The 16,330-nt window shown below is 36.7% G+C and carries 20 protein-coding genes; 7 read left to right on the plus strand and 13 right to left on the minus strand.

Going from position 1 to position 16,330, the window contains the following annotated elements; genetic code table 11:
* Nucleotides 1-3: 3 nt before the first annotated feature.
* Together BFL01S_RS14315 and BFL01S_RS14320 are read right to left on the minus strand one after the other, a co-directional pair.
* Entirely contained in the window at nt 4-855 is an 852-nt protein-coding gene (locus BFL01S_RS14315; RefSeq protein WP_061786096.1) for a YihY/virulence factor BrkB family protein, read from the minus strand.
* 67 nt (nt 856-922) lie between these two features.
* Nucleotides 923-1,768 (minus strand): dimethylarginine dimethylaminohydrolase family protein, encoded by an 846-nt coding sequence (locus tag BFL01S_RS14320; RefSeq protein WP_035320542.1) that lies wholly within the window; start codon nt 1,766-1,768, stop codon nt 923-925.
* A 177-nt stretch (nt 1,769-1,945) separates the two neighbouring features.
* Between BFL01S_RS14320 and BFL01S_RS14325 the strand changes: the two genes are divergently transcribed.
* Entirely contained in the window at nt 1,946-4,114 is a 2,169-nt protein-coding gene (locus tag BFL01S_RS14325; protein ID WP_061786097.1) for an MMPL family transporter, read from the plus strand.
* A gap of 25 nt (nt 4,115-4,139) precedes the next feature.
* Here the strand turns inward: BFL01S_RS14325 and BFL01S_RS14330 are convergent, their stop codons facing one another.
* The 7 genes from BFL01S_RS14330 to proC all read right to left on the minus strand — a co-directional run bounded on the left by BFL01S_RS14330 (nt 4,140) and on the right by proC (nt 9,288).
* Nucleotides 4,140-4,355, minus strand: coding sequence for a DUF2164 domain-containing protein (locus BFL01S_RS14330; protein WP_224840170.1), 216 nt, complete (start codon nt 4,353-4,355; stop codon nt 4,140-4,142).
* Nucleotides 4,356-4,363: 8 nt separating this feature from the next.
* On the minus strand, nt 4,364-4,666 hold the full coding sequence (locus tag BFL01S_RS14335) for a YxcD family protein (protein ID WP_025908439.1): 303 nt from the start codon (nt 4,664-4,666) through the stop codon (nt 4,364-4,366).
* A complete protein-coding gene (locus BFL01S_RS14340) occupies nt 4,654-5,121 on the minus strand; it encodes a hypothetical protein (protein WP_061786098.1) in 468 nt (155 codons plus the stop codon). Before BFL01S_RS14340 ends, BFL01S_RS14335 begins: the two co-directional genes overlap by 13 nt.
* 216 nt (nt 5,122-5,337) lie before the next feature.
* A complete protein-coding gene (locus tag BFL01S_RS14345) occupies nt 5,338-5,535 on the minus strand; it encodes a cold-shock protein (protein WP_025908441.1) in 198 nt (65 codons plus the stop codon).
* A 357-nt stretch (nt 5,536-5,892) separates the two neighbouring features.
* On the minus strand, nt 5,893-7,155 hold the full coding sequence (locus BFL01S_RS14350) for a glutamate-5-semialdehyde dehydrogenase (RefSeq protein ID WP_061786099.1): 1,263 nt from the start codon (nt 7,153-7,155) through the stop codon (nt 5,893-5,895).
* A gap of 100 nt (nt 7,156-7,255) precedes the next feature.
* On the minus strand, nt 7,256-8,362 hold the full coding sequence (gene proB / locus BFL01S_RS14355) for a glutamate 5-kinase (RefSeq protein WP_025908443.1): 1,107 nt from the start codon (nt 8,360-8,362) through the stop codon (nt 7,256-7,258).
* A gap of 83 nt (nt 8,363-8,445) precedes the next feature.
* Nucleotides 8,446-9,288 (minus strand): pyrroline-5-carboxylate reductase, encoded by an 843-nt coding sequence (gene proC / locus BFL01S_RS14360; protein ID WP_035320203.1) that lies wholly within the window; start codon nt 9,286-9,288, stop codon nt 8,446-8,448.
* Between the two features lie 535 nt (nt 9,289-9,823).
* Here proC and BFL01S_RS21090 point away from each other — a divergent pair.
* Genes BFL01S_RS21090 through BFL01S_RS20105 form a run of 3 tightly spaced genes read left to right on the plus strand, consistent with a single transcriptional unit; the run spans nt 9,824 to nt 10,571 of the window.
* The gene (locus BFL01S_RS21090; RefSeq protein ID WP_025908445.1) at nt 9,824-10,045 is read left to right on the plus strand and encodes a chemotaxis protein CheB; all 222 of its coding nucleotides are present in this window, start codon (nt 9,824-9,826) and stop codon (nt 10,043-10,045) included.
* Nucleotides 10,042-10,437 carry a hypothetical protein gene (locus BFL01S_RS21095; protein ID WP_061786100.1) on the plus strand — a complete coding sequence of 132 codons (396 nt, stop codon included), beginning with the start codon at nt 10,042-10,044 and terminating at the stop codon, nt 10,435-10,437. The genes BFL01S_RS21090 and BFL01S_RS21095 overlap by 4 nt, the downstream gene beginning before the upstream one ends.
* On the plus strand, nt 10,434-10,571 hold the full coding sequence (locus tag BFL01S_RS20105) for a hypothetical protein (protein WP_235859240.1): 138 nt from the start codon (nt 10,434-10,436) through the stop codon (nt 10,569-10,571). Before BFL01S_RS21095 ends, BFL01S_RS20105 begins: the two co-directional genes overlap by 4 nt.
* Here the strand turns inward: BFL01S_RS20105 and BFL01S_RS20475 are convergent.
* The 3 genes from BFL01S_RS20475 to BFL01S_RS14380 are packed head-to-tail and all read right to left on the minus strand — an operon-like array spanning nt 10,559 to nt 13,938.
* Nucleotides 10,559-10,729: a PAS domain-containing protein gene (locus BFL01S_RS20475; RefSeq protein WP_156474931.1), complete on the minus strand. Its 171-nt coding sequence runs from the start codon at nt 10,727-10,729 to the stop codon at nt 10,559-10,561. The two genes, BFL01S_RS20105 and BFL01S_RS20475, sit on opposite strands and share 13 nt — an antisense overlap.
* Nucleotides 10,726-11,388: a cobalamin B12-binding domain-containing protein gene (locus BFL01S_RS14375; protein WP_061786101.1), complete on the minus strand. Its 663-nt coding sequence runs from the start codon at nt 11,386-11,388 to the stop codon at nt 10,726-10,728. The genes BFL01S_RS20475 and BFL01S_RS14375 overlap by 4 nt, the downstream gene beginning before the upstream one ends.
* A gap of 21 nt (nt 11,389-11,409) precedes the next feature.
* Nucleotides 11,410-13,938 carry a DEAD/DEAH box helicase gene (locus BFL01S_RS14380; RefSeq protein WP_156474932.1) on the minus strand — a complete coding sequence of 843 codons (2,529 nt, stop codon included), beginning with the start codon at nt 13,936-13,938 and terminating at the stop codon, nt 11,410-11,412.
* Between the two features lie 312 nt (nt 13,939-14,250).
* Between BFL01S_RS14380 and BFL01S_RS21355 the strand changes: the two genes are divergently transcribed.
* Together BFL01S_RS21355 and BFL01S_RS20480 are read left to right on the plus strand one after the other, a co-directional pair.
* Nucleotides 14,251-15,231 (plus strand): LysM peptidoglycan-binding and 3D domain-containing protein, encoded by a 981-nt coding sequence (locus BFL01S_RS21355; protein ID WP_061786103.1) that lies wholly within the window; start codon nt 14,251-14,253, stop codon nt 15,229-15,231.
* 123 nt (nt 15,232-15,354) lie between these two features.
* On the plus strand, nt 15,355-15,465 hold the full coding sequence (locus BFL01S_RS20480; RefSeq protein ID WP_224840172.1) for an LPXTG cell wall anchor domain-containing protein: 111 nt from the start codon (nt 15,355-15,357) through the stop codon (nt 15,463-15,465).
* A gap of 39 nt (nt 15,466-15,504) precedes the next feature.
* Here BFL01S_RS20480 and BFL01S_RS14390 read toward each other — a convergent pair whose 3' ends face one another.
* Nucleotides 15,505-15,714, minus strand: a complete 210-nt coding sequence (locus BFL01S_RS14390) for a cold-inducible protein YdjO-related protein (protein WP_025908450.1) — start codon at nt 15,712-15,714, stop codon at nt 15,505-15,507.
* A gap of 157 nt (nt 15,715-15,871) precedes the next feature.
* Between BFL01S_RS14390 and BFL01S_RS14395 the strand changes: the two genes are divergently transcribed.
* Nucleotides 15,872-16,327, plus strand: coding sequence for a MarR family winged helix-turn-helix transcriptional regulator (locus tag BFL01S_RS14395; protein WP_025908451.1), 456 nt, complete (start codon nt 15,872-15,874; stop codon nt 16,325-16,327).
* The last annotated feature ends 3 nt before the right edge of the window (nt 16,328-16,330 follow it).

The following is a 16,330-nucleotide window of genomic DNA, read 5'->3' on the forward strand; positions in this document are numbered from 1 at the left end:
TTCCTAATTAACCGTTATTTCGTCATTTTTTGTAACAGGAGAAATCGTTCGATCTTGATGATATATAGCGTTAATCTCACCGCCAATTACCAGAATTAATCCCGTTAAGAATAACCATAGCATTAGCACAATGACGCCTCCTAAGCTTCCATAAGTAGCTGAATAGTTACCAAAATTACTGACATAAAATGAAAAGCCAAGAGACGTGAGCTGCCACAGAAGCGTTGCTGCCACAGCACCAGGCCATACGTGTGCAAAAGGAAACTTTTTATTCGGCGCTAATCGGTATAACATAGATAACACAGCAATCATAATTGTGATCGCTACAATCCATCTTAAAACGCTTAAAAATGTCCCAAAGCTAGTTGGCAGCCCCCAGCTTACTAAAGCTTTTAAAATAACACCGCCAAATACAGGTAAAATAAGTGCAATTACAAGTGTTAAAATCAATCCAATTGTTAGCAGTATCGATAAGCCACGCACTTTTATAAACGAGCGAGTTTCTTTTACATTATACGCTTCATTCATCGCTCGCATAAATGCGTTCATTCCATTTGATGCTGACCAAATTGTTCCTAAAATACCGATTGTTAATAAGCCACCATTTGGGTTATTAATAAACTGAACAACATTTTCTTTAAATATATCTGCTGTTTCAGCTGGCATAGCACTTTCTAACACCTTTATCGCATCGTTTGCATCAAGGGATAAATAAGGTATGATGGATAACAGTAAAATTAGCATCGGAAACAGCGAAAGCATGTAATAATACGCTTGTTCTGCCGCAAGCCCAGTTGCATTATCTTCTTTAATTTCAGTTATTAGTTTTTTTACAAAACCTACGATTCCTTGCATTGAATCCCCCATTCCTTCACTTACTCAACTCTTTAATTCCCGATTTTCCTCTTCTTTAATCCTTTTTCTATTCTTCTCTTTGAAGAGGTAGCGTACAACATCGAAACGATCCTCCTGATTTAATAATCTCAGAAATATCAATTTCAACCACTTCAAACCCTCTCATACGAAGGGTTTCATTTACTTGATTATTTACAGGTAAACTAATAAGCGTTTTATTCCCAATTGAAAATACGTTCGTCCCCAATGTAAACTGCTCTTTTTCGGTTACTTCAATTAAGTCAAATCGTTCTTTTAATAATGCTATTTCCCTTTTATCAAGAGCCTCGGGATAAATTAACGCTTCTGTTTTAGAAATAATATTGAAAACGCAATCCAAGTGCAAATAACCGTCTTTAATAGGAATGGGTATAACATTCATATGCGGAAGTTGTTCTTGGACCTGCTTAATAGCCTCCGTGGTCGTTCTCCCACTCACGCCAATGTAAATGTCTTTTCCATCGATAATTACATCGCCGCCTTCAATTGAGTCACCCTTTACTTGATAATAAGATAGGTTATGATTGTTCAACCATTCTGTCAAATAAGCTTCTTCACCTTCACGAATATCGCTTCCCATTTTGGAAACAAGAACCGCGTGGCCAAGTACATATCCAATGTCTCGTGTAAACACTTGTTCTGGAAACCTTTTGTCTGCTTTTAGCTCAATGACGTTAATTCCTTGTGTACGAAGGTACTCTACAAATGTTTTATGCTGCTTACTAGCTTTGGTTTCATCAATATTTTCTCCAGCATAATGCTTTTGTGTTTCATTAATTATTTCTTTAATTTCCATATATGTAGGAGGACAAACAATTACTTCTTTTAAAATGCCGTATTCCGTTTGACAAACGGAGGATTTTTCTAGATTCATCAAAACACCTACCCAAATAATTGTATAGTGTAGTGTTCCTTTTTTATGAAGAAAATAAACAAGTTTTTATTTCTTACAACCAGCAATTAATTTGCTACTAAAAGTGCCAAATAACTTCTATTTGTATCATTGTTTGTTATAAAATAGGCTAGTAGTTATATAGAAACGGAGGTTATTATGGAAAAGCTATCTACAATTTTATATCGATATCGTAAACTTTTTCTAGCTATGTGGCTTGTTTTGATTGTTACATTTGGTTATTTTGCTCTGAAACTCCCATCTGTTTTGGGAGGTAACGGCTTTGAGATGGAGGGTGAATTTAAACAAACCCAACAGCTTCTTGTTGATGAATTTGACGTCAGCGAATCTCAAGCGATTGTTTTGTTTGAAAAGAAAGATGACGTCTCATATGAAGAGCTTATTAAGAGCGCAAGCAATTACTTAGAGAAAATTAATACAAAGGACTATGTGTTAAAGATTGACGCTCCTTCTCTAGATAGTAGTACAATTGATGGCAACTTTGCGTATGGCATTATTCACTTCAACAAAGCAGCTGTCGATTTAGATAATGAAATTAATGAGCTTCAAGATATTCCAATTGAAAATGATGAAATTAGAGTGAAGCTAACAGGCGAACCTGTTATTGTTCAGGATATGAATACAGCTAGCCAAAAAGATTTAGCAAAAGCTGAAGCAATTGGAATCCCTGTAGCACTCATTGTTTTATTACTTGCTTTTGGTGGCGTTATTGCAGCTGGCATTCCTTTAATTATTGGTATCGTGACGGTTATTACCACAATGGGAATTGTCTATTTCTTTCATCATGTGACACCATTGTCAATCTTTATCTTAAATGTTGTACCGATGATTGGATTAGCTTTAAGTATTGATTTTGCCCTTCTATTTATTAATCGTTTTAAAGAAGAGCTCGTACATAACAGCGTAGAAAACGCTGTGAAAAAGACCATTCAAACTGCTGGGCGCTCGGTCATTTTCTCCGGATTTTGCGTATTTATTGGGCTTGCTGGAATGTTATTCATACAAGTAGACATTTTCCAAAACGTAGCGTTAGGAGGTATGGCGGTTGTATTTGTAGCTGTCTTATCAGCGGTTACATTACTGCCAGCTATTTTAGCAATGCTTGGCGAAAAAGTAAATCGCTTGCGTATCCTGCGCACAAATGATCAATCGGGTCAATCAAAATGGCGTTCTTTTGCTCATTTTGTAATGAAACGACCGGTCATTATGACGCTCGTCTCCCTTGTTATTTTGTTAACAGCACTTCTTCCTATTAAAGATATGCAGCTGGAAATCCCATCTTCTGAAGCCCTGCCAGATAACTATGATTCAAAAAAGGCTTTAGAAGTTTACAATGAGCGTTTTACGGACGAAACAACCACCGATGTCTTCTTTGTGTTAAAAAGCAATGGTGATATGTTAGCACAAGGTTCTCTAAATGATGCCGTACCGTTTATTCATCAAATAGAAGATGATAATTTGGTCAGTAAGGTTGACTCTTTACCTACTGCATTAAAAGTAGATTCAGGGAAAGAACTTAGCCAACTATTGAACAACCAACAGTTAGAGACTCAAACTAAGCCAGCGGTTGAGTCATTTGTAAATAATGATTATATGCTTGTAAAAGTAACATTGGATACAAAACAAAGTTCCAACGAAGCAAAAGAATTTGTAAAGACGTGGGCTGCTAAAACACCAGGTGATCTTGAACTGTATGTAGGAGGATATCCAAAGTTTGAGCAAGAAATTTTTGATGAAATATATGAAAAAGCTCCTTACGGCTTATTGTTAGTTCTGGTATCTACGTATTTAATCCTTATGATTGCCTTTCGTTCTGTCTTAATTCCACTGAAAGCAATTATTATGAACATTTTAAGCTTAACAGCTACTTTCGGATTGCTTGTTTGGCTTTTCCAAGGGGGACATTTCGGCTTAACAGAGTCTAATATTGCCTTAGTCCTTCCCGTATTTGTGTTTGGACTAGTATTTGGATTAAGTATGGATTATGAGGTATTCTTAATTTCACGCATTCATGAAGTGTATGAACAAACAGGCGATAATAACTTAGCAACTGTTGAAGGGTTAGCTTCAACTAGTAAAATTATTACAAGTGCCGCTCTCATTATGATTGTGATTACAGGTGCATTTGCGTTTACTGGCATTACACCTGTCAAACAAATGGGCGTTGGTATCGCGCTTGCTATCTTTATTGATGCTACGGTTGTTCGGATGCTGCTTGTCCCTTCTCTTATGAAGTTATTAGGCAATGCAAACTGGTGGTTTTTTGGTAAAAAAACTACCAAAGCAAACACACAGCTAAATAAATAAAAAAATAACCCTGCAAATTGCAGGGTTATTTTTGGATAGCAAACAAATCCTCTAAGCGATCACTCATATAACGATATGAATCTTCAACGCCTAAGTTATAGAACTCGACAGCTATTTTATCAATGAAGAAATCAAGCAGTAAGCCCGCTGCTAACTCTCCAATTTCTTCATCACGTTCATTTAAAAAATACGTTTGAATTTCTTCAATTAATACTTTCTTTTTTTCTTTTGATATTGTCAAAGACTTGCTCATCCTTGTCTTACCGTTGCGTAAGCAATGATGCCTTCTTCGTCATCTAACTCTAATTCTAAACCTGTTGAGAATGGATCAATGTTCATCTGCGTATCTAACCACAAGCGCAGTGCCTCAATGATATTTAACGTAATATGGACCTGCTTTCGATCATTTACGTATGACTCAGCTGAAAAGCCATAGTCGTCATCATACATCAATTCGACCTCAACTTCCTGAGGCTGCACCTGCTTTTTATCAGCAATATACAGACACATTGCATTGATAATGTCCTGTTCCGAGATTTTTAGTTTCTCCAAGAGTTCACTTCCTGTTCTTTACGCTTGTTACGTTTAATGCTTTGAAATAGTCGAATGACGATTAAAATAAGAGCTACAATTGCTAATGCATTAATTAAGAAGCCGATTACTGGACCTAATGCACCTAAATTTCCTAACATACTACCAAATAGTAATCCTGCAAGTCCACCGAATAATAGTCCTTTCATTAAACCACCACGGTTAGTACTTGCTGTGTTCGTTGATTTTGAGTTATTTGTTGTGTTGTTCTTTTGATTTACAGAAGAATTGCTGTTTGTATTATTGTTGTTCTTAAACATGCTTGGTTGATTGCTGTTTCCGCTATCAAAAGAACGCTTTCCTGATTTATAACCTTTTGCACTTACAATGGTTGAGCTATCTTGAACCAATGCTCCACCTATTGGTGAAAACATAATCGTAAGCGTTACACAAGCTGCTAATACTTTTTTTAACATGAATTTTTGCCCCCTACTATTAGTTACATACGTAAAATTTTCTACGTAACTTGTACTACGTTTCATCGTATCAAAAGGTTTCATTTTTTTATATAAAAATGAAGTAATTGCCCAAAAACGTTCACAATCTTATGATTGGTTACCTACTTAATCAAAAAAGCTGCTTATATCCATGTTGCAAAGAATATGAGCAGCTTCTACAAACCTCGTATTTTATTAGTCAATTACTTTTGGATTGTGAATAACCTGTAACTCTTTCGTTGCTTGTTGCATTTCACTTTTACAAAGCGGGCACGTTGGTTGGTCACCGCTCTTAAAGTTATCGCGAACCCAACACTTACAACTATCTGACGTACATTCCCATACTTTAGTTTCTTCAATTACAGCTGGTTCAACATTTTTTCGGTTATACATAGACATAATCTCCTTTTAAAGTAATCTATTATCCGTCTTCATATGGGTATCATCATGAGTTTATTAAAATGGAGCATATCGGTAAATGACCTATCTTGAAGAATTTAATATTATCATGAGAGAAACGAATCAAAGATGGAGTTTTATTATAAGATTATAAGCGTATGTTTAACATAAAGCATATACGCTTAAATGAGGATACAATAGTAAAAAAATTACGTGTTTTTATTATAGCAGAGTTTAGAAAAAAATTCAATAATACTATATTTTTAGGAATTTGACAACTATATTTTATTCATTGCACAAAAGAAACTCAGCATCTCTGCTGAGTTTCTTTACATAATTATTTTTATGATATTAGCGTACTTGACCATTTCCGCTCATTACATATTTAATTGTTGTTAGTGCCGGCAAGCCCATTGGTCCTCTTGCATGAAGTTTTTGAGTTGAAATTCCAATTTCCGCTCCAAAACCAAGCGCTCCACCGTCTGTAAAGCGAGTCGAAGCATTATGATAAAGAGCTGCTGCGTCTACTAACGCCATAAACTTTTTCACAACATTTTCATCTTCTGTAATCACAGCCTCTGAATGCTTCGTGCCATATACTTCAATGTGTTCAATTGCTTCATCTACGTTTGAAACAACCTTCATCGCAATTGCAAGGCGTAAATATTCCTCTGCCCAATCTGCTTCTTTTGCTTCTTTGGCACCAGGAATTGTAGCAAGTGTGCGCTCGTCACCAAACACTTCAATATTAAAGTCTTTAAACGCTTGAATTAAACGGTCGCTGTTTTGCTCAAGCCACTTTTCATGAACTAATACCGTTTCAGCTGCGTTACATACTGCTGGGCGATCCGTTTTAGCATTGATTAGAATCGAAATAGCTTTTTCAACATCTGCGTGTTCATCAATATAAAGATGACAATTCCCTACTCCTGTTTCTAATACAGGAACCGTCGCATTATTTACAACAGCCTGAATCAATGATGCACCGCCGCGTGGAATTAATACGTCAATATGCTCTTTCATCGTGAAGAGCTGCTGCGTTGCTTCACGATTTGTACTCGCAATAAATTGGACAGCTTCTTTAGGAATTTCTGTTTTATCTAATGCTTTATGCATGACTTCGACAATCGCTTTGTTGGAATGAATTGCAGAAGAACCACCTTTTAACACAATCGCATTACCTGATTTTAACGCAAGACCTGTAGCATCAACCGTTACGTTTGGTCTCGCTTCGTAAATCATTCCAATTACTCCAAGTGGAACGCGAACTTGTTTAACATTTAAACCATTTTCAAGCGTCCACTCTGTTAAAATATCTCCTGTTGGATCATCAAGCTTCGATACCTGCCTTAGTCCATCTGCAAAATCTTTTACACGTTCAACAGATAATGCTAAACGATCCATTAGCGCATCATCAAAGCCTTTTTCTTTTCCATTTTCTAAATCTTTTTCATTTGCTTTTAAAATGTCATCCGTGTGCTCTTCAAGTACATCTGCAATTGTTAAAAGCGCTTTGTTTTTTTGTTCTGTTGTTAATAGACTAAGCTGCTTTGCACCTTTTTTAGCTAACACCGCTTGTTGCTTAACCGAAATATCTTCCTTTACCTGTACCACAAAATCACTCCTGGATAAGATTTACAATATTTTTTTTAAATATTATGATTATTTTTGTTACATCATTATACCATAGATTTGTCGTTCTTCGATTGTTTAATTAAAGGCCTACCGGAATCGGAATTTCGACGTGACAAACCATTCCTTCACTGTCAACAACGGGTTCATTCATTTCTTGGTTTTGAGCTAATTCTTCTGAAGAATAATTCGAAACACCTAATGCAAGCTCTTGCTCATCAACATCTAAGATTCGAACAACGGAGTCTTCTTCAAAGTGACCTTTTATAAACTTAATGTGTTCTCGTAGCAGCGGCTTCTTTTCTTCCACAATCGCCGTTTTTGCTTCGTCTTTAATTACTATTTCCCCTTCAGGCCCTGAGTTAAACGCAATCCACTGTTCTTTTTGACTTAAGTTAACAGCGTCTTCTCCTGCTTCGAAATACGTTCCAAATGCTTCACCCAACACCGCTTCTGTTAAAATGTTTGGAACGCCTGCTTTTCCTAGGAATGAAGGAATTCCTGAAGCCATTGAAATTTTAAACGCATCAATTTTTGAGCGCATACCACCTGTGCCAACTGAGCTTCCAGAGTCTCCAGCACCTTCTTCAATTTCTGGCGTAATTTCAGATACGTGTGATAATAGCTCCGCATCTGGATTTTCACGAGGATCTGCGCTATATAATCCGTCAATATCAGATAGGATGATAAGTAAATCTGAATCAACTAACCCTGCAACTTTAGCAGATAGCGTATCATTATCTCCAAACTTTAGACGGTTAATAGTCACCGTATCATTTTCATTGACAATCGGTACAATTCCTCGTTCTAACAGTACGTTAATGGTATTACGTGCATTGTTATATCTGCTTTCGTCAGAGAAATCATCTCGCGTAATTAAAATTTGTGATGCGACGTAGCCATGAGATAAGAACAGCTCAGAGTATGCTTCCATTAAAAGTCCTTGGCCAATGGATGCGGCCGCTTGTTTTTCAGGTAATGAGCTAGGTCTTTCTAAACAACCAAGCTTTCTGTAACCTGCCGCTACTGCACCGGATGAAACAAGCAGTACCTCATGACCTTGATCTTTCAACTCGACTACTTGGTCAACAAGCCTCTCCAATTTCTTTCGGCTAATCTCACCGTGTGAACTTGTTAAAGAACTGCTGCCAATCTTAATTACAACCCGCTTCTTGCCATCGGGACTCATCAAATCACTCCTAGTTAATTCGTTTCTTTTGTTTTATTGATTTATAAATATGAGGATAGTAACGAAGAATATGAAGTTATGGTTTATGCTTCGTTGGATACCTTTTCAAGCTGTTCACTCATTTCTTTTGAACGGTCTGATGCTCCTTTTACCGCGCGCATAATTGCCGTTCCGCCACCATGTTCTTCAAGGGCTTTCAAGCCTGCTGCCGTTGTGCCATTTGGAGACGTTACGTTTTCACGAAGCTCTGTTGGCGTTTCGTCACGCTCCATCATCATTCTTGCCGCACCGTATATGGTTTGGGCTCCAATTGCTCTGGCTACTTCTGGATCTAATCCTTCTTCTTTGGCTGCTTTTTCAATATGCTCCATTAAGAAATAAAAGTACGCTGGTCCACTACCGGCAATGCCCGTGAAAATATCCATTTGTTTTTCATCAATAACGTAAACTTGACCAATTGACGATAGCAGCTCTTTTGTTAAAATGACTGAATCCATTGCTGTATATTGTCCTGGAGATATTGCTGTAGCAGATTGTTGAATCATACTTGAGGTATTTGGCATCACTCGAACAACTTGTTGTTCTTCATGCAATAGATCTTCCATAAAGGCTGTTGAAATACCAGCTAGCACTGATAAAACAACTTGATCTTTAGTTATATTGGGTTTTAAAGAGGATAATGCTTGCTCAGCATCTTTTGGTTTCATTGCTAAAATGAACACGTCAATATCTGTTGTGTCTAAATCAACTCTTTTACTAGTTTGAACACCGTATTTGTTTTCCAATTCTAAAAGGCGTTCTTTATTGCTGCGATTTGTTACCACAATATTTTTCGCTGGAACAATATTAGAATGAATCATACCAGAAATCATTGCTTCTGCCATTGATCCTGCACCTAGAAAAGCAATCTTTTTTGTTTTGATCATCAAATCTCCCCTGTCAAATGTTCGTATTTTTGTTCGCGTTCTCTCAACGGTAACTATCGTAACATGCTCAAAATGGCTGTCAACCTGTCGACAAGGTAAAAATAACGCTGTCAGCACATAGTACAAAAGAAATGAAACCGGATACAAAAATATTTTTCAACAAATTTCTCTATTAGAAAATCCCCAAAAAATCGACTTTTTTCGCTGTATTAATGTTTATAGTTTTTATTTTAGGGAAAATGTTTTATTTGGATGTTACATACTATTTATAAAGAATTTTACGAAACGGGATGGGAACAGCTTGTGAGATTTGTTAAAATACGTAATATGGATATTTTAGAATTTTTTTCTTTATTTACCGTATTTAAGAATTTTCAAGTGGAATTTCAGTTTGTAAATAATGATTGATTTTCTACTCAGTGACAGATGAAGAAAACTTTCGCTGACCATTAATTAATATATTTAAACTATCATCGGTAAAATTCACTCCTTACATATAGAAAGCAGAATCTCACCGGAACTTGGAGATCACAATATGAAGAACAAAACGCTTTCTACCATCTCATTATCTGAAATACACAACCCAAAAGCCATACATGTCGTAGGGATTGGGGCTTCGGCTGGTGGCCTAGAAGCAATTGAACAGTTCTTTGCGAATATGCCTTCTTCAAACGGCATGGCTTTCATTGTTATTCAACACTTATCGTCAAGATATAAAAGTTTTATGCCCGAGCTTTTAGCAAAAAAACCAATATGAATATTGTTCAAATCGAAAACGGTATGACATTACAAGAAAATACCGTTTACTTAGCTGCTCCTCACTACTTTGTCACCCTGAAAGGCTCTATATTAGAGACTCCATGTGAGACGTTGGAAGATTACCGAGATTATTTAAATGATCATCCTGTTGAAATTGTTGATCTTCAGCGTGATTTATTAATTGTCTTAACACAATTCTTGCGAGATAAAGAAGCTTTTTCATTAATTGAAGAACAAATCAATCAGTACTTTGAACCAACAAAGTACAATTCTTACCAAGTGAAAAAAAACATTCGTAAAATGAAGAGCTCGCAATTACTTCATTTGCTGTTGCCCATAGCCCAACAAGTATCTTTATTACGGACCATAAAGGTCAAATTAAATACATGAATCAAAAATTCACAGAATATAAAGTTGATTTTAAAGAAATGTTTGGTATGCACGTATACGATTTTTATACAAAGCAGCTGGGTTTAAATCGAAGTACTCAGCTTTTTCAGCTTCAGTTACATCAGGATAAATAATCGTTAGTAAATCCAATACTGTCTTTATCAATTATGTCGGCTATATCGCTAACTGGTAAAAACATTTTGGTCACGCTTGGTGTAAAATCAATGATTTGTCCACTTTTATCCACAATAAATAACGGAACGGGAATAGCTTCAAGCGATAATGACGTCATATTTCCCCCCCCGATACAAGAGACTGCTTCAGTGCGTTTTCAAACAGCCACTGCTCAAATTGTTCAATCTCGTTAATAAATACGGTTTGTGTTGAACCGTATCCAGTTAAATCATAATGTTGCAATAACCTCCCCCCTACTAACGCAGTAGGTGAATAGGTTAAACTTTCTATTTCGTTAATATATTGCTTTAAGCTTGGTAACAAATGTACCTGTGAAATAGATATTCCAACAACTTCTGGCTTCCACTTTTCAATGCTGTTAATAGCGTATGGTAAAGGAAGATTAGCTCCTAAATTTTTCACTTCCCACCTATATTCTTCAAGCAAAGACGCCAACATCTTCAGACCGATATAGTGCTCTTCTCCTTCGACACAAAAAAGCAAAGCACGCTTGCTTGGAAGCTTATCTTTGTTCAACGTAAACTGTAGTCGAGCAAGTACATAATCACATGTCGCGGTAGCCAAATGTTCATCAGCAACTGAAATTTTATTCTCTTGCCACCATTGTCCAATCTGATACATAGCATTGGTTATTAAAAGATACGTATCCAATAAGGACGAACCATTTTCTAGATATGAACCCACGATCAACCAACTTTTTTGTATCTTCCCTTCTACAAGTGATTTTGCTAATACTAAGGGGGCTTGGTTGTCCAAAGTGAACACACCCTTTCTCTTTTAGATAGAAAGCAAATCTTTCGGTAGCGCCTCTTTTTTACATGACGGACAGTAAGCGTAAACACCTTCTCGAAAAGCAACTTCAACCTCTTTGTTGCAGGCTTTACATTCAGCAGTTACATACCTTAAATAATCTTGGAAAATTTTCCTCGTTATACCACCTGTATTCCCACAGTGATGACAAACAAACCGAACTTTTCCTTTTACTGTCACTTCAGCGTCTCGAACGCTATGACATTCCGAACATCGATCCCATATACTTAAGTAGTCTGCTAATGAATATCCTATTTTATTTATCTGCAGCCAATCTTGCCTTGAATGACTAAAAACGGGCGTCATATCCACATAACTTAAGAACATTTGGACAAAGTCTAAGCACTCAATGCGAACGGTTAAAGGAATAGAGTTTCCTTGATTACTCTCGTTGCTACACCACAAACACTTCTCATCCATCGCAAAGATAAAAAAAGGAAGATGAGAAGGTATAACTTCAATTCCTTCTTTGACCTTAAGCCTTCCAGGTTCTTTTGTCAAAATTGTAACCGTTCCCTGAAATTTATTAATCGCTTCCCAAAGCCTATTTGGCCATTCTTTTATAGTAGGCAACACGATAAACAATTTATTTTTCGCACGTCTAATATCCATTACTATCTTGTCAACATCCATTCCTTTATGCCAAATTAGCTGGCTATCTTGAATCATTTCTTTCAAATATTCATTCGGTTGGTAGATGACATTTTGTTCATTCATATATTGAAGTAGCTTAAAAAGCAAGCGCTCTTTAGGCAAACGTTTAGCTAAGTAAGGAACGTCACCTATCATAATAAATTTTCCTTTTGCTCTTGTAATTGCTACGTTTATAAGGCGGTCTGCTAATTCATTTGTAAGAAGCATGCCTGGCTTTGAAAAAGGATGACTATCAACCGCATCAAAAATCATAAGGTCTTTTTCAGAACCTTGAAACTTATGAACTGTTGCAGCAAGAATATGCTCTTCAGGAATCGTTCCTTTTACTAGGTCTCTTACAAGCTGCGCTTGTGCTCGATATGGGGTAACATAACCTAATGATGTAATTCCACTTTTAAATGCGCGAATAAGCAAGCTACTTGAAATAAAAGCAGACACTAAGTTATACCGTGACCCCCCATTTTTTTCTTTTTGAGCAAATGTCTTAATACCGCTTGTATTCAGAAGTACAAGAGCTTTATCTACAAACGGTTTTAGTTGAGCAACTGCTTCTCGCTGTACTACAGATGGATGATCGCTTACTTTACCACCATATACATGAGCGTTTGTAAACGCTGAAATATTTGGGTGCATACGACGTTGCTGCTTTAATATTACTAAATGTGGATGCCAGTTTCCTTCATGAATTTGTGCTGCAATCCCCGATTGTTCAAATATATCACGTCCTAGTGCTTCTTTCACATACGCATGCTTTGATTGAGAAACGGCTGGAAGTTGCTTGAAATCTCCACAAACAACAATGTGCTTACCTAAAGAAGCTGCTAAAGCCACTTGTGGCGTATAAGCCATACTTACTTCGTCTACAATTACTACATCATATTCTTTTTCATAAACCGATGCGTCCGTTGCCATTTTAGTTAATGTTGTTCCAATAATGACTGCTTTTTGTACCAGCTCTTTTTCCAGCTCAGCCATCTCTTGTTTCACGCTATTGAGCTTCTTTTTAACCTGTTGAATCTCACGCTCTTTAGAAGGATATCTCGTTAAACGTACATATTGTTCTTGTAAATCCTTCTCTTTTCTCGCAAGATCTGGATGCTCGTGTTCAACTAATAGAGTCGTAGAAAGTTTTGTTTGAAGCTCCTCATTTGCCATAGTCCCGTAGCGTACAACCTCTCCTTTTTTCCACTTGTGCTTAGCCTCAATACGTACTAACGCCTCGTTCATTAATACGTCAACAGCTGCATTGCTATGCGACACTACCAATACGCGCTTTTTCTTCCGATACATGCTATTAATAATGCGTGATAGCGTGTATGTTTTTCCTGTTCCCGGAGGTCCCCATAAATACGTTGTTTGATTATGATGAGCTCTCAGTAAGATTTCATGAAGATCGTTTTTCATTTTGTATTCTTCATGATTCACCTTCGCCGCACCCGTCATTAAACGTTTAACTCTTGCACGCTTTTTCTTATAGTCTTTCAGTTCTTCTAACCGGTCGATCAGTGCCTGTAAAAGCTCCCATGGTTCATTGAACAAGTACAAGACAGGAACATCTGCCCCTAAATAGACCCCTACTTTTATATATACTTCGTGCTTTTCATGAGCTAAAATCTCGCCATCAAGCTCTGCATCTTGAACCCTTACACGCATGCTCGTTCCATCTATTATGTGAAAAAAGCGTACCATCTGAAAACGGTACACAAAAGCTTCTCCATATCGTCCTACGTATTCACCGTTAACTAGCTGCTCTTTTCTCCCTCCTTCTTTCTTTAAGTGGCTAATTTCAATTGATAAAGCCCGAACCCACTCTTTTAAATACTGTGAAACTGTTTTTTTCAATTGAGTTAAGCACTGTCTCAAGGTTTTTCTAACAGTGCCTTTCACCTCCAACTCATTCGTTCCGTTCTCTACAACTTTTCTATTCTAGCATGTTCCAACACTTTATGCAGTCACAAAATCTGACATGGATTTCCTATTTTTTCTATCATTAACTATTGATAGGACTTTATATCTACAAATAACGACAAAAAACACACAATTTTTCTCCTTTATTTTCTTTTTTGTAACAAACTATCTATACTATTGAAACATTCCTGTCACATAAGATTGATAGAATGGTAATAAATTCATAGTCACAAAGGAGAAAAAAGAATGAAAAAACATATTTTTTCACTTGGTGCAACGGCACTTGTTTCAATGGGAATTGCAGGCATGGCATCAGCAGACGCGGAAACTTATAAAGTTCAGTCAGGAGACACGCTTTATAGCATTTCAAAAAAATACAATGTATCAGTAAAAGACCTACAAGCATGGAATAACTTATCATCCACTATCATTTATGCAAATCAAACCTTACATATTAGTAGTTCATCTGACACGCATACAGCATTACCATCACCCTCTACGTCTCAAAATACACATAAAGTTCAATCAGGCGATACGCTTTATCGTATTGCAAAATCTCACGGCTTATCGGTTGAGCAATTAAAACAGTATAATAACCTATCATCCAATGTTATTTACGTGAACCAAGTGTTAACTGTAAATGGCTCCAGCGCTGTAACAGCACCGGCAGATGAAAAAATAGAACAACCAGAACAACAAGCTCCTGTTAGTACATATAAAGTAAAGCCAGGCGATACGTTGTGGAGCATTGCCCAAAGGCACGGTGTTTCAGTTTCAAGATTACAGGAGCTAAACGGCTTGTCAGCAAACACAATTTACATTAATCAAACGCTTAAAGTAAATGGATCTGTTGCTCCAGCACCAGCTGCCCCTGAGGTATCGAATCCTGTATCTTCTAAGCCACAAACACCAAACCCTTCTGAAAATCAAGAAGTAAAAAAAGAATTTCAGGTTGTTGCTACGGCTTACACAGCTTTTTGTACTGGCTGTAGTGGTATTACAAAGACAGGTATTGACCTACGTGCAAATCCAAATCAAAAAGTAATTGCTGTTGATCCATCTATTATTCCTCTTGGGTCACGCGTATACGTAGATGGATACGGAGAAGCAATTGCAGGCGATACGGGTGGTGCTATTAAAGGGAATCGTATTGACGTTTTTATTCCATCTCAAAGCGACGCGATGAAGTGGGGCCGTAAAACAGTTACAGTTAAAGTATTAAACTAAAAGAAGCCTACGGGGCTTCTTTTTTATTTTAGTGTTTAACCCTCACCTTAAAGGGAATAAGAATTCTAAGACAACAACGTAGACGTTTCAACTATTTAGATTGCTATACTGGAGGTTATCACTATGAATATTGGCACCTTATATTTTCCAACGAGCGTATTATTATTAGTTGTTTTATTATTAGGAGGCCTTTACTTTTATTTTAAAAGACGCCGCAAACATAATAAAAAGTAAAAAGAAGCTATTGTAGCTTCTTTTTTAAACGCTCTTTGTTTAACGATTATAAAATTGAAAATCCTTCTTGATTTTAGGTAGCTCTCTTACTTCTTGAGACATTTCATTTCCACACATTGGGCAATTATAATCTGACGTCACAAAATCTTCTCTCATCCATCCGTTACACGAGTCAGACTGGCACGCATAAACATTTGTATCCATCATCTGAGTAACCTGTTCTTCCATACCTTTTTTCGCAAAATACATGAGCACAGCTCCCTTTTTTTCTTAGTATATGGAAAAAGCGCTTTTTTATTTAAGGTATTTTGACAAACTATGTCAAAATTTACATTTGTTTGTTTTGAATCTCTTTGATAAATTGTATATAATTACATAGTGAACAATTATATTGAAGGAGTTTAAAATGACCGATTTATTTTCAAGATTAAAGTTAGAAAATCAGCTTTGTTTTTCTATTTATGCTACGTCACGTGAAATTACAAAAGTGTATAAGCCTCTTTTAGATAAAATTGGCGTTACGTACCCACAGTACTTAGCTCTTCTTGTCCTATGGGAGCATGGAAGAGTCAGCGTAAAGAAAATGGGAGAACTCTTATACCTAGATTCTGGTACGCTAACTCCGATGCTGAAACGTATGCAAGAGCAAGGGCTTGTAATCCGTGAACGCTCTCAGGAAGATGAGCGCGTTGTGTTAGTAAGCTTAACAGAAAAAGGCGCTTCACTTCGAGATAAAGCTTGTCAAATTCCAGATGAAGTATTTAATATGACAGATTACTCTCCTGAAGAGCTAGCAAATTTAAAACAAATGCTTCACCAGCTGTTAAACGCTATCCATAGTCACAATGGAAAAAGCCAATAAAAA

Origin of the sequence: Priestia flexa NBRC 15715 (assembly GCF_001591565.1) — a bacterium.
Classification (GTDB): domain Bacteria; phylum Bacillota; class Bacilli; order Bacillales; family Bacillaceae_H; genus Priestia; species Priestia flexa.